The organism is Ruegeria sp. MALMAid1280 (assembly GCF_049195285.1).
GTDB lineage: Bacteria > Pseudomonadota > Alphaproteobacteria > Rhodobacterales > Rhodobacteraceae > Ruegeria.
The window spans coordinates 875,884-887,620 of record NZ_JBMIRT010000059.1; the positions used below are offsets into that span (position 1 = coordinate 875,884).

The following is an 11,737-nucleotide window of genomic DNA, read 5'->3' on the forward strand; positions in this document are numbered from 1 at the left end:
AGGCCCGGCAAGCAGCGGTAAGGAACAGGCGAGACGAAAGTGGAGCCGCCCCGTGAAACCCAGAAAATTCCCCAAGATCAATGAGGCCCTGGATGAGTTGGGGGTAAAGCTGATCGACAAGGCCGCTGAAAACGACGAGCGCGCCCGGCTTGAGGCGTTCGAACGGGCAGGCGGGTTAACCCGCCCGGCCTATGCCTTGTCACCGGGGATGGATGGGTTCGATATCAGCCAGCTGGTTGCCGAGTACGGCCAACATGCCGATGCGCTGGAGGCCCTGAAGGACCCGGCGCGCAATCAGACCGGTTATCGGATCGGCAATGGCTATTACGACAGCCCCGACGCCGACGCGCTGTATCTTATGGTCCGCCGGTTTGCGCCGAAGCGGGTGATCGAGGTCGGCTGTGGCAACTCGACCCGCGTGACCCGTCAGGCGATCATCGACGGCGGGTTGGACACGAAGATCACCGCAATCGATCCGTACCCCCGCGCTGATATCGCGCATGTCGTGGATCACTTCGAACAGAAACGGCTTGAAGAAGTTGATCCGGCGCTGTTCGATCAGCTTGAGGCGGGCGATGTTCTGTTCATCGATTCCAGTCATGTGGTTCGGATAAGCAACGACGTGGCGCATCTGTTCTGCCGCATCATCCCGGCACTGAAACCGGGCGTGGTGATCCATGTCCACGATGTTTTTCTGCCTTATGAATACCCCAAGCGGTTCTTTTACGACTGTCCGGGCTGGGGTGAGCAGTACATGCTGCACGCCTTGCTGCAATCCGGTTCCTTTTCAATGCTTTGGCCCGGATACTACCTGCAACAGGACCGCCCGGATGCGGTCGAGGCCTTACCATTCCTGAAGGATGGCCGCGCGCAGAGCATTTGGGTGCAGATCAAAGAAAAGTGATCCGGGCCGGCTGAGGCTCCGTACCCCTCTCCATAATAAGCTGGAGAGGAGACAACAGCCATATTTCGCCGTACATTCATGGGCGCCGCCGTGCAGGTCGCCGGGCTGGGCGATACGTTGAAAGGCGATGGGCCGTTCACCGTGTTTGCCCCGACCGATGAAGCCTTTGCCGCGTTGCCCGAAGGCACGGTTGAAACGCTGTTGCTGCCGGAGAACAAGGATCAACTGGTCGAGATCCTGACCTATCACGTGGTTCTGGCCAAGGTGATGGCAGGTGATATCGCCGGGAAGCGCGCCAAGGTTCTGACCGTGCAGGGGGACCGCCTGAGCGTGAACGCACGGAACGGCGTAAAGGTCAATGACGCCGAAGTGGTGCAGGCGGATATCGAGGCCACCAATGGCGTGATCCACGTGATCGACGCGGTGATCCTTCCGGAATAACACCGCCAGGATAAGAAAAAGCCCCGGTCCTGCTGGCCGGGGCTTTGTATGTCAGGTCAGCCTGACTTGCGTTCCGATCTGAACCAGAGGGTACAGTTCCTCGACATGCTGGTTGTAGAGGCCGATGCAGCCGGACGAGCTTTGACGCCCGATCTTGCGCGTATCGTGGGTGCCATGCACCAGGTAGGCTGGCCAGCCCAGATACATGGCGCGGGTGCCAAGCGGGTTGCCGGGATCGCCACCTTCCATTCGAACGGGCAGGGACGGGTCACGCTCGCGCATGGAAGCGGTCGGGGTCCAGCTTGGAAATTCCGTCTTGCGTACGACTTTGGTGTAGCCGCGCTTGGTCAGCTCTTCGCTCATCGGGACCGAGCTTGGGTACAGTTTATAGGTGCCGTCCGGCCCCCAGTAATGCACCGCGCGGCTGGTGATGTCGGCCAGCAGACAGCCAGCGCCCAGCTCGTCGAAATGATCCTGCCAGTTCTGCTGCGAGAACGAGGACACGTTTCGGCGTACCGGCAACTGCGTGCTGATGGCTTCTTCATCGGGTGGGAAAGCATCGATGCTTTGCGCGCGCACGATGGCTGGCGTCGCCAAAAGAGACGCTGCGCCCAGCAACGCAGAGCGGCGAGTCATGCGGGGATTTGACAAATTGGCCTCCGGTTTAGGAACTGCTCGAGCAATAATTAGCCGTAAAGTATTGGCCGCCGCCCCGATTTTCTAGGGTGCGCAAGCTGAATTTATCGTGAAATTGACTGTTTTGGCGGGGCTTTGCCGAAAAACCCGGCCTGCGAAAGGCCGGGTTTGGTTGTTTCCGAGTTCAGCAGTGGATCAGTCCATTGCCTTGAAGTTGAACTCGCCACCTTCCTTGATGCCCGAGGGCCAGCGTGCGGTGACGGTCTTGGTGCGGGTGTAGAACTTGAAGCTGTCGGGACCATGCTGGTTCAGGTCGCCGAACATGGATTTCTTCCAGCCGCCAAAGGTGTGGTAGGCCAGCGGAACCGGGATCGGAACGTTGATACCGACCATGCCGATGTTGATCCGGCTGGCAAAGTCACGCGCGGTGTCGCCATCGCGGGTGAAGATCGCGGTGCCGTTACCGTATTCGTGATCCATCGCCAGGCCAATCGCCTCTTCGTACGAACCTGCGCGGACGGTCGACAGAACAGGGCCGAAGATTTCCTGCTTGTAGATGTCCATCTCGGGCGTGACGTTGTCGAACAGGTGCGGGCCGACAAAGAAGCCATCCTCATAGCCCTGCAGGCTGAAGTCGCGGTTGTCGACAACCAGTTTGGCGCCTTGCTCAACACCCGAGTTGATCAGGCCGAGGATACGCTCTTTGGCGGCGCCGGTCACAACGGGACCCATGTCCACATCGTCGCCTGCGGTGTAGGGGCCGACTTTCAGTTTCTCGATGCGCGGGATCAGCTTTTCGATCAGCGCGTCAGCGGTCTCTTCCCCGACCGGAACAGCGACCGACACGGCCATGCAGCGTTCGCCCGCCGCGCCAAAGCCTGCACCGACCAGCGCGTCAGCCGCCTGATCCAGATCAGCGTCGGGCATGACGATCATATGGTTCTTGGCGCCACCGAAACACTGCGCGCGTTTGCCATTGGCGGTCGCGCGGCTGTAGATGTATTGCGCGATCGGGGTCGAACCCACAAAGCTGACGCCCTGGATAATCTCGCTGTCGAGGATGGTGTCCACGGCCTCTTTGTCACCGTTTACAACCTGGAAGACGCCCTTGGGCAGACCCGCCTCGACAAACAGTTCGGCCAGCATCAGCGGTACCGACGGGTCACGCTCGGACGGTTTCAGAACCACGGCGTTGCCGCAGGCCAGAGCCGGACCAACGTGCCACAGCGGCATCATGGCGGGGAAGTTGAACGGCATGATCGAACCTACAACACCCAGCGGCTGGCGCATGGAATACATGTCGATACCGGGGCCTGCGCTGTCGGTGAATTCACCCTTCAGCATCTGCGGCGCGCCGATGCAGTATTCGATCACTTCCAGACCGCGCTGCAGGTCGCCTTTGGCGTCGGGAATGGTCTTGCCGTGCTCGCGGCTTAGCGCCTCGGCCAGCTTGTCCATGTCGCGGTTCATCAGACCGACCATGGCCATCATCACGCGCGCACGTTTCTGCGGGTTGGTTGCGCCCCATGCAGGTTGCGCGGCAGCGGCGGCCTCGATGGCGGCAGTAGTTTCTGCGGAACTGGCCATCGGGCAGCGATACTGAACTTCGCCGGTGGCGGGGTTGAACACGTCGTCAAAACGGCCGGATGTTCCCGGGCTCATTTCGCCATTCAGGAAGTGGGTCAGGTCTTGCATCGAAAACTCCTCCGATAGATTTGAGCGCACAATAGGCTTGCAGAAATTGTGCGAACAGAGGCAATATCTCAAAAGAGCTTTGCAAAAATGCAAAAGGTAACACATGAACCCGAACTGGGATGACATGCGGGTTTTTCTGGCCGTGGCGCGCGAGGAAAGCCTGTCTTCGGCCGGGCGCATACTTAAGATTGACCCTGCCACGGTCGGGCGGCGCATTGCCCGGCTTGAGGCGGCATTGGATGCGACCCTTTTCACGAAGTCCCAGCAGGGTTACCTGCTGACGGCGGCGGGGGAGCGCCTGTTGGATCACGGCCTGCAGGCCGAAGAAGCGATGCGTGCCGCGGCCGGAGTTGTAGTGGGCTCGACCAAATCTCTTAGCGGTCAGATTCGGATCGGGGCTCCGGATGGCAGCGCGAATTACCTGCTGCCGCAGGTCTGTGCGAAAATCAGCGATGCCAACCCCGACCTGGATATTCAGATTCTGGCCTTGCCGCGGATCATCAACCTGTCCCGACGCGAAGCGGATATGGCGTTGACCGTCAGTGCGCCAACTGCAGGAAAGCTGCTGGTCAAAAGGGTCAGTGATTACAAACTGCATCTGGTGGCGACCCATGATTATCTGGAAAACCACGACCCCATTCGCACCACCGCTGACCTGAATGGGCACCGGTTGATTGGTTACATCCCGGACATGATCTTCGACCGCGAATTGGACTATCTCAACGATATCGGCATTGACCGTGTCGCGCTTGCATCGAATTCCGTCTCGGTTCAACTGCGTCAGGTGACGCTTGGCACCGGGGTGTGTGTAGCCCATGACTTTACGCTGCCGTTCCACCGGAACCTACGGAAAATCCTGACGGATCAAGTGAGTTTGACCCGCAGTTTCTATCTTGTCCGGCATCAGGGCGACCAGCGCAACGAACGGTTGAACCGCTTTGCCGACGCCCTGAGTCAAGGTATCCGTGACGAAGTTGCGCGGCTAGAAGCCGATGCCGACGCTTGACAGGTCGGCCCAATCGCGCAACGCTTTGGAATAAGATTGTTATTTCGGAGGTGTTCTTCATGCTCGTTCAGGCCATTCTGAAATCCAAGACAACAGAAGGCGTGGTGACGGTCGAGCCTTCGGCGACGGTCTCGGAAGCTTCGAAGATACTGGCGGAAAAGCGCATCGGTACTGTTGTCGTGTCCAAAGATGGTGGGCAGACGGCATCCGGTATCTTGTCCGAACGGGATATCGTCCGTGAACTGGCCGCCAGCGGCAGCGAGTGTTTGAACCAGCCCGTCAGCGCTTATATGACGCAAGATCTGATCACGACGACGCGGCAGGCCACCGTTCAGGATATCATGGCCAGTATGACCGAAGGCCGCTTTCGCCACATGCCGGTGGTCGAAGAAGGCAAGCTGGTTGGAATTGTAACGCTTGGCGACGTGGTCAAGGCCCAGCTGGCGGAACTGGCGATGGAAAAAGACGCGCTGCAAGGCATGATTATGGGCCATTGACGGCACGGACCTCTGAACAGTTCGCTTGCACCTGCAACTTGTTTATGTTTGCTTGCGCAGAAATTTTATTGCGCAGGAGGGCGTGATGCGGGTGGGGTTATATCCTGGAACCTTTGATCCGATCACCTTGGGTCATATCGATATTATCCGCCGCGCCTCGGCGTTGGTGGACAAGTTGGTGATCGGCGTTGCTATCAATCGGGACAAGGGCCCGATGTTCTCCCTGGAAGAGCGTGTCGCCATGATCGAGGCGGAATGCGCGCATCTGTCCGAGCAAACCGGGACCGAGATCGTTGCCCATCCTTTCGAAAACCTGCTGATTGACTGTGCCCGCGATGTGGGCGCTCAGATCATCGTGCGTGGTCTGCGGGCTGTGGCGGATTTCGAGTATGAATTCCAGATGGTTGGCATGAATCGCGTGCTGGACAACTCGATCGAGACCGTGTTCCTGATGGCCGAGGCCCGGCATCAGGCGATCGCCTCGAAACTGGTGAAAGAGATCGCGCGGCTGAACGGGGACGTGTCGAAATTCGTCACGCCCCGGGTCAATGATGCCTTGCGCGAAAGGTTAGGCTAGGGCGCCCATAGCGGCGGCTGTGTCCAGCATCCGGTTCGAGAACCCCCATTCGTTGTCATACCATGCCAACACGCGCACTAGCGTGCCGTCGGTGACTTTGGTTTCCGCCAGAGACACGGTCGAGCTGTGGGCGTCGTGGTTGAAATCCATCGATACCAGCGGACGGCTTTCCGCTGCCAGAACGCCGGGGATCTTGGCGGCGGCATCAATGAACAGCGCGTTGACCTCTTCCTCGGTGGTGGGGCGCGAGACCTCGGCCACCAGATCAACAACCGATACGTTCGGCGTGGGGACACGGATCGCCTGGCCGGTCAGCTTTCCGGACAGTTGCGGCAGAACCAGGCCCACCGCAGCAGCTGCGCCGGTCGTGGTCGGGATCATCGACAACGCGGCGGCCCGCGACAGGTAAGGGTCCTTGCCCGCAGTATCGTGAACCGGTTGGCTGGCGGTGTAGGCGTGAACGGTGGTCATGTTGCCATGCACGATGCCCAGCCCGGCATCCAGCGCGGCAGCCACCGGAGACAGGCAGTTCGTGGTGCAGGAAGCATTCGAGACCACGGTGTCCTCGGCGGTCAGTTCGTGTTCATTCACGCCGAAAACGACTGTCTTAACTGCGCCATCGCCGCGCGCTGGCGCCGAGATCAACACTTTTTTCGAACCGTTTTTCAGGTGACGTTCGGCAGCTTCGCGCGTTCGGAACACGCCAGTGCATTCCAGAACCACATCCACATCAGACCAGTTCAACGCTTCGGGATCACGCTCGCTGGTCAGGCGGATGGGGCCGGTGCCGACATCCAGGCCAGCGTCGGTCAGCGTGACTTTGTTGGGATAGCGGCCATGCACGCTGTCAAATTCGAACAGATGCGCGTTCATTTCGGGCTTTGCCAGATCGTTGATCGCGACGATCTCCACATCGGTGCGCCCGGTTTCCATCACCGCGCGCAGAACGCCGCGTCCGATCCGCCCGAATCCGTTGATTGCCAGCTTGAGTGTCATTTTCTGCTCCGTACGAGTATCGGCCAATTTGGGTTAGCGCTAACATCGCCAGGTAAGCAGAAATGTCAAGCAAAACCTCAGTTAGCGCCAGAAGGCGACCCAGTCCAGAAAGGCGTACAGCTTTTTGCCGAGGAAGATCAGATGTTCCGGGCCAACGAGCGCGTAGTCGATTATGACGGCACCAAGGATCAAGAGGCCGAGCCAGATAGCGATTTGGTTGGTCATTGCGGCCCCGAACGAAAATGCCCGCCCAGATAACCTGAGCGGGCAAAAAGGTTCAAGATTTCAAACCGGTTTTAGTTAAGGTGACCCATGGCAACGGCGACGTCGGCCATACGCACCGAGAAGCCCCATTCGTTGTCATACCAGGCCAGAACGCGAACCAGTCGGCCATCAACAACGCGGGTCTGATCCGGTGCGAAGATCGAGCTTTCCTCGGTGTGGTTAAAATCGGTGGAGACAAGCGGTGCGGGCTCATAACCCAGAACACGCTGCATTGGGCCTTGTGCGGCTTCGCGGACGATCTCGTTCACCTCTTCGACATTGACTTCGCGCGAGGCGCGGAATGTCAGGTCAACGGCTGAAACGTTTGGTGTTGGAACGCGGATTGCGGAACCGTCAAGGCGGCCTTTCAGGTTCGGCAGAACCTCACCTAGCGCTGCTGCGGCACCGGTCGAGGTCGGGATCATCGACATGGCGGCGGCGCGGGCGCGGTACAGATCGCTGTGACGACGGTCCAGCGTCGGCTGGTCGCCAGTATAGGCGTGGATCGTGGTCATGATACCGGTTTCGATGCCCAGACCTTCGTCCAGAACCTTGGCAAGCGGAGCAAGGCAGTTCGTGGTGCAGGACCCATTCGAAACCATATTATCGTTTGCGGTCAGAGTGTTGTGGTTCACTCCGAACACGATGGTCTTGTCGACATTCTTGCCCGGCGCGGACAGCAGAACCTTGGCAGCGCCACGCTCCAGATGAGTTTTGGCCTTCAGTCCGTCATTGAACTTGCCGGTGCATTCCAGAACGACGTCGCAACCTTCCCAGTCCAGCTCGTTCATGTCGTAGGTCGAGAACATTTCCATTGGGCCGCGGCCCAGATCCATGGTGTTGCCATTGATCGCGATGTCGCGGGGGAAACGGCCATGAATGCTGTCATATTTCAGCAGATGCGCAGTTGTTTCCAGCGGGCCGGTCGCGTTGACCTTGATCACTTCGATGTCGTTACGGCCCGACGCGGCGATGTGCGACAGGGTGCAGCGGCCGATGCGGCCAAAACCATTGATACCGACCTTGATGGTCATGTGACGTCTCCAAAATGCGCTTGCGTTGCAGGCCATATAGCGGCGATTTCTGAATCTCAAAAGAGTAAAAGCGGCATATTTTTAAGGTGTTAGCGCAAACCCCGCCAGATTGCGCTAACGCTTGCGCTAGCTGAGGGATCGGGTAGGGTCCGTTTGCGGCAGGAGACAGGAAAGGATGCGCGATGAGCGGTCTGTTGGCCCTTTTGGATGATGTGGCGGGGATCGCCAAGGTCGCGGCGTCCTCGGTGGACGACGTGGTGGCGGCAGCGGGCAAGGCCGGGGCCAAGACGGCGGGTGTGATCATCGACGATGCGGCGGTCACTCCGAAATATGTTCAGGGCTTTGCTCCGGCGCGCGAGTTGCCGATTATCTGGCGGATTGCGCGTGGGTCGATTTTCAACAAGATCGTGCTGTTGCTGCCGGTCGCTTTGTTGCTGGCCAATTTTGCACCGTGGCTGATCACGCCGTTGCTGATGCTGGGTGGGTCGTATTTGTGTTTTGAGGGGGCTGAGAAGATATTCCACGTTCTGTTCCCGCATGGCAGCCACGCCATCGACGAAGACATGAACGTGCGCGACCCGGGGCATCTGGAAGAACAGAAGGTCAGGGGGGCAATCAAGACCGATTTCATTCTTTCGGCTGAGATCATGACCATTGCACTGGCCGCAATCGAGGCTCCGAATCTGTGGATGCAGGCGGCGACGCTGGCGGTTGTGGGTATAGGTGTGACTGTGGCCGTTTATGGTTCGGTCGCGCTAATCGTGAAGATGGATGACGTGGGCCTGTACTTGGCACAGAACGCGCCGACGCCTATCGGGCGCGGGTTGGGACGTGGCCTGGTCAAGGCGATGCCGGGCGTGATGAAGACCCTGTCGATCGTCGGGACAGCCGCAATGCTGTGGGTCGGCGGGTCGATTGTCATTCACGGGATGGAAGTACTGGGGTTTGGCTGGCTGGGCCATCACATCCACGATTGGGCCTATGCGATCGGGCATTCAGTTTCCGAGCAGTGGGTGGGTGCTGTGGAATGGATTTCCAAAGCCGCGATGGACGGCGTGTTTGGTCTGGCCTGGGGGTTTGTATTGATCCCGGTTGCAACCAAGGTCATCGGGCCGTTGTTCAACAGGAAAGCTGACCACTAAAATGAAGCATTTCCGCTTAGAAACCTTAATAGATGGGCCTATCATCCGAGAAATCGGATCACGCGGGTCGTCTCGGAGCGGTGCATCTTCGCTTCTCTCGGCGCTGAGCGTTGCAGCTGACGAAGTGCCGTTTGACGAAGGCGAACTCTACGTTTTTTTGCATTTTCGTATTGATACGGCCCTTAAGGCGCAGAAGCGTAGTCATTGGTCGGGCGGACGAGTCTACAACATTTTGACCGGGCAATCGGCAACCTACGTTCCCCTATCAGGCACCCATCTTCGTCAAGCTTTGTCTTGTATTGGCTTGCAACCACCCGAGAAAGTGGTGGTGCAGGGACGGTATGAGTTGCGATTGGATTACGCTCTGAAAGCCTATGACGCGTTAAAGTTGAAGGTTGAAGCCGAAGCCAAATGAAAAGGGCGGCCTAAGCCGCCCTTTGCTTTATTCTTCGGTATTGGCTTACAGCCCCAGCAGTTCCTTGACCTTGGCAACCGTTGCCTCAGCGGTGATGCCGAAATGCTTGTAAAGCTTACCTGCCGGAGCGGAAGCGCCGAAGCTCGACATGCCGATGAAACCGGCCTTGGCTTCGCGACCACGCTCACCCAGCAGCCAGCGGTCCCAGCCGCCGGCGCGGACAGCGGCCTCGATGCCGACGCGCACGGCGCCTGCGGGCAGAACGCGCTTGCGGTAGGCTTCGTCCTGCTCGGCGAACAGTTCCATGCAGGGCATGGAGACGACGCGGGTACCAATGCCTTCGCCCTCGAGCATCGCCTTGGCTTCCATCGCCAGCGAAACTTCCGAACCGGTCGCAATCAGGATGGCCTGACGCTTGCCCTCGGCTTCGGCCAGAACATAAGCGCCTTGTGCAACAAGGTTCTTGGCCTTGTGCTGGGTCCGTACGGTCGGCACGCCCTGACGGGTCAGCGACAGGACCGAGGGGCTGTCCTTGAATGTCAGCGCCAGTTCCCACGCCTCGGCGGTTTCAACCGTGTCGGCGGGGCGGAACACATAGGTGTTCGGCGTTGCGCGCGAGATCGCCAGATGCTCGACCGGCTGGTGGGTCGGACCGTCTTCGCCCAGACCGATCGAGTCGTGGGTCATCACGAAGACCGACGGTACTTTCATCAGTGCGGCCAGACGCATGGACGGGCGGGCATAGTCGGTGAAGGCCATGAACGTGCCGCCATAGGGGCGGATGCCACCATGCAGTGCCATGCCGTTCATCGCGGCGGCCATGCCGTGTTCACGGATACCGTAGTGGATGTAACGGCCCTTGCGGTTTTCCGGCAGGAACACGCCCATATCGGCTGATTTGGTGTTGTTCGAACCGGTCAGGTCGGCCGAACCGCCAACGGTCTCGGTCATGATCGGGTTGACGACGTTCAGAACCTTTTCCGACGAGGCGCGGGTGGCCAGTTTTGGCTGGTCTTCCGCGGCCTGTTTCTTGAAGGCGCGGATCGCACCCGCCAGTTTCTTGGGTGCTTCAAACGCATAGGCGCGGTTGAACTCGGCCTGCTTGCGCTCGGACAGTTGCGCGAAACGCTCTTGCCATGCGGCGTGCTCGGCGGCGCCACGGGCGCCGATGGCTTCCCATGCGGATTTCACGTCTGCCGGAATTTCGAACGCGTTATGCGGCCAGCCGTAACCTTCCTTGGCCGCTTTCAGCTGGTCCTGATCGGTCAGCGCACCATGCCCTTTCGAGGTGTCCTGCGCGGCGTGACCAAGCGCGATATGGCTTTCACACGCGATCATGGTCGGCTTATTCGACTTTTTGGCGTCGATGATGGCAGCATCGATGGCCTTGGGGTCATGGCCGTCGATTTCAATCACATGCCAGCCCGAGGCCGCAAAACGGCGCACCTGATCGGTGCGGTCGGCAATGTCGACCGTGCCGTCGATGGTGATGTTGTTGTTGTCCCAGAAAACGATCAGCTTGCTCAGCTCATGACGGCCCGCGAGCGTAATCGCCTCCTGGCTGACGCCTTCCATCAGGCAGCCGTCGCCCGCGATCACATAGGTATAGTGGTCAACGACCTTCTTGCCGTAATGCGCGCGCTGGATTTCCTCGGCCATGGCAAAGCCAACCGCGTTCGAGATGCCCTGACCCAGCGGGCCGGTTGTGGTCTCGATCCCGTCGACCAGGAAGTTTTCGGGGTGGCCGGCGGTTTTCGCGCCCAACTGGCGGAAGTTCTTGATCTCATCCAGCGTGACGTCGGCATGACCCGTCAGGTACAACAGCGAATAGATCAGCATCGAGCCGTGACCCGCCGACAGGATGAACCGGTCGCGATCAGGCCAGTTCGGGGCCGAAGCGTCGAATTTCAGGTGCTTTTCGAACAGCACGGTCGCAACATCGGCCATGCCCATCGGCATGCCGGAATGGCCGGAATTGGCGGCGGCGACAGCATCAAGGGTCAGGGTGCGGATGGCCGCAGCTTTGTCCCAGTGTTCGGGGTTTGCATTGCGCAACGCAGTCAGGTCCACGGGCGTTGTTCCTTTGGATTACAGGCAGATGGGCGCTCAATACCATCCGCCCTCCAAAGT

Annotated in this window: 12 protein-coding genes and 1 pseudogene; 7 read left to right on the forward strand and 6 right to left on the reverse strand. The window is 59.3% G+C overall.

Annotated features, from left to right (window positions below):
- Positions 1 to 52 precede the first annotated feature (52 nt).
- Positions 53 to 904: a class I SAM-dependent methyltransferase gene (locus ACOQFT_RS21210; RefSeq protein WP_421599820.1), complete on the forward strand. Its 852-nt coding sequence runs from the start codon at positions 53 to 55 to the stop codon at positions 902 to 904.
- Positions 905 to 988: 84 nt separating this feature from the next.
- A pseudogene (locus tag ACOQFT_RS21215) lies at positions 989 to 1,345 on the forward strand (fasciclin domain-containing protein); the annotation flags it as partial.
- Positions 1,346 to 1,396: 51 nt separating this feature from the next.
- On the opposite strand, the gene ACOQFT_RS21220 reads toward ACOQFT_RS21215, so the two are convergent.
- Positions 1,397 to 1,981: a L,D-transpeptidase gene (locus ACOQFT_RS21220; protein ID WP_421599821.1), complete on the reverse strand. Its 585-nt coding sequence runs from the start codon at positions 1,979 to 1,981 to the stop codon at positions 1,397 to 1,399.
- A gap of 195 nt (positions 1,982 to 2,176) precedes the next feature.
- Positions 2,177 to 3,676 carry a CoA-acylating methylmalonate-semialdehyde dehydrogenase gene (locus tag ACOQFT_RS21225; protein ID WP_421599822.1) on the reverse strand — a complete coding sequence of 500 codons (1,500 nt, stop codon included), beginning with the start codon at positions 3,674 to 3,676 and terminating at the stop codon, positions 2,177 to 2,179.
- Positions 3,677 to 3,779: 103 nt separating this feature from the next.
- Here ACOQFT_RS21225 and ACOQFT_RS21230 point away from each other — a divergent pair, with 103 nt between their 5' ends.
- The 3 genes from ACOQFT_RS21230 (at position 3,780) to coaD (ending at position 5,756) form a co-directional block, all read left to right on the forward strand.
- Positions 3,780 to 4,682, forward strand: coding sequence for a LysR family transcriptional regulator (locus ACOQFT_RS21230; protein ID WP_421599823.1), 903 nt, complete (start codon positions 3,780 to 3,782; stop codon positions 4,680 to 4,682).
- Positions 4,683 to 4,741: 59 nt separating this feature from the next.
- Positions 4,742 to 5,179: a CBS domain-containing protein gene (locus ACOQFT_RS21235; protein WP_421599824.1), complete on the forward strand. Its 438-nt coding sequence runs from the start codon at positions 4,742 to 4,744 to the stop codon at positions 5,177 to 5,179.
- Between the two features lie 85 nt (positions 5,180 to 5,264).
- Positions 5,265 to 5,756, forward strand: coding sequence for a pantetheine-phosphate adenylyltransferase (gene coaD / locus ACOQFT_RS21240; protein WP_421599825.1), 492 nt, complete (start codon positions 5,265 to 5,267; stop codon positions 5,754 to 5,756).
- Here the strand turns inward: coaD and gap (ACOQFT_RS21245) are convergent.
- From gap (ACOQFT_RS21245) to gap (ACOQFT_RS21255), 3 genes are all read right to left on the reverse strand, one after another.
- On the reverse strand, positions 5,748 to 6,752 hold the full coding sequence (gene gap, locus ACOQFT_RS21245; protein ID WP_421599826.1) for a type I glyceraldehyde-3-phosphate dehydrogenase: 1,005 nt from the start codon (positions 6,750 to 6,752) through the stop codon (positions 5,748 to 5,750). The genes coaD and gap (ACOQFT_RS21245) overlap by 9 nt on opposite strands.
- Before the next feature lie 81 nt (positions 6,753 to 6,833).
- Positions 6,834 to 6,977 carry a hypothetical protein gene (locus ACOQFT_RS21250; protein WP_421599827.1) on the reverse strand — a complete coding sequence of 48 codons (144 nt, stop codon included), beginning with the start codon at positions 6,975 to 6,977 and terminating at the stop codon, positions 6,834 to 6,836.
- A 71-nt stretch (positions 6,978 to 7,048) separates the two neighbouring features.
- The gene (gene gap / locus ACOQFT_RS21255; protein WP_421599828.1) at positions 7,049 to 8,050 is read right to left on the reverse strand and encodes a type I glyceraldehyde-3-phosphate dehydrogenase; all 1,002 of its coding nucleotides are present in this window, start codon (positions 8,048 to 8,050) and stop codon (positions 7,049 to 7,051) included.
- A 182-nt stretch (positions 8,051 to 8,232) separates the two neighbouring features.
- Between gap (ACOQFT_RS21255) and ACOQFT_RS21260 the strand changes: the two genes are divergently transcribed.
- Complete coding sequence (locus ACOQFT_RS21260) at positions 8,233 to 9,192, forward strand: DUF808 domain-containing protein (RefSeq protein ID WP_421599829.1); 960 nt, start codon at positions 8,233 to 8,235, stop codon at positions 9,190 to 9,192.
- Position 9,193: 1 nt separating this feature from the next.
- A complete protein-coding gene (locus ACOQFT_RS21265; protein WP_421599830.1) occupies positions 9,194 to 9,607 on the forward strand; it encodes a hypothetical protein in 414 nt (137 codons plus the stop codon).
- 45 nt (positions 9,608 to 9,652) lie between these two features.
- Here ACOQFT_RS21265 and tkt read toward each other — a convergent pair whose 3' ends face one another.
- The gene (tkt, locus tag ACOQFT_RS21270) at positions 9,653 to 11,677 is read right to left on the reverse strand and encodes a transketolase (protein WP_421599831.1); all 2,025 of its coding nucleotides are present in this window, start codon (positions 11,675 to 11,677) and stop codon (positions 9,653 to 9,655) included.
- Positions 11,678 to 11,737: the final 60 nt, after the last annotated feature.

Bases quoted from the DNA above. Each gene is read 5' to 3' on its own strand.
- gap (WP_421599828.1), bottom strand. From the start codon at position 8,050: ATGACCATCAAGGTCGGTATCAATGGTTTTGGCCGCATCGGCCGCTGC.
- ACOQFT_RS21250 (WP_421599827.1), bottom strand. From the start codon at position 6,977: ATGACCAACCAAATCGCTATCTGGCTCGGCCTCTTGATCCTTGGTGCC.
- ACOQFT_RS21235 (WP_421599824.1), top strand. From the start codon at position 4,742: ATGCTCGTTCAGGCCATTCTGAAATCCAAGACAACAGAAGGCGTGGTG.
- coaD (WP_421599825.1), top strand. From the start codon at position 5,265: ATGCGGGTGGGGTTATATCCTGGAACCTTTGATCCGATCACCTTGGGT.
- ACOQFT_RS21225 (WP_421599822.1), bottom strand. From the start codon at position 3,676: ATGCAAGACCTGACCCACTTCCTGAATGGCGAAATGAGCCCGGGAACA.
- ACOQFT_RS21220 (WP_421599821.1), bottom strand. From the start codon at position 1,981: ATGACTCGCCGCTCTGCGTTGCTGGGCGCAGCGTCTCTTTTGGCGACG.
- ACOQFT_RS21260 (WP_421599829.1), top strand. From the start codon at position 8,233: ATGAGCGGTCTGTTGGCCCTTTTGGATGATGTGGCGGGGATCGCCAAG.
- ACOQFT_RS21230 (WP_421599823.1), top strand. From the start codon at position 3,780: ATGAACCCGAACTGGGATGACATGCGGGTTTTTCTGGCCGTGGCGCGC.
- gap (WP_421599826.1), bottom strand. From the start codon at position 6,752: ATGACACTCAAGCTGGCAATCAACGGATTCGGGCGGATCGGACGCGGC.
- ACOQFT_RS21265 (WP_421599830.1), top strand. From the start codon at position 9,194: ATGAAGCATTTCCGCTTAGAAACCTTAATAGATGGGCCTATCATCCGA.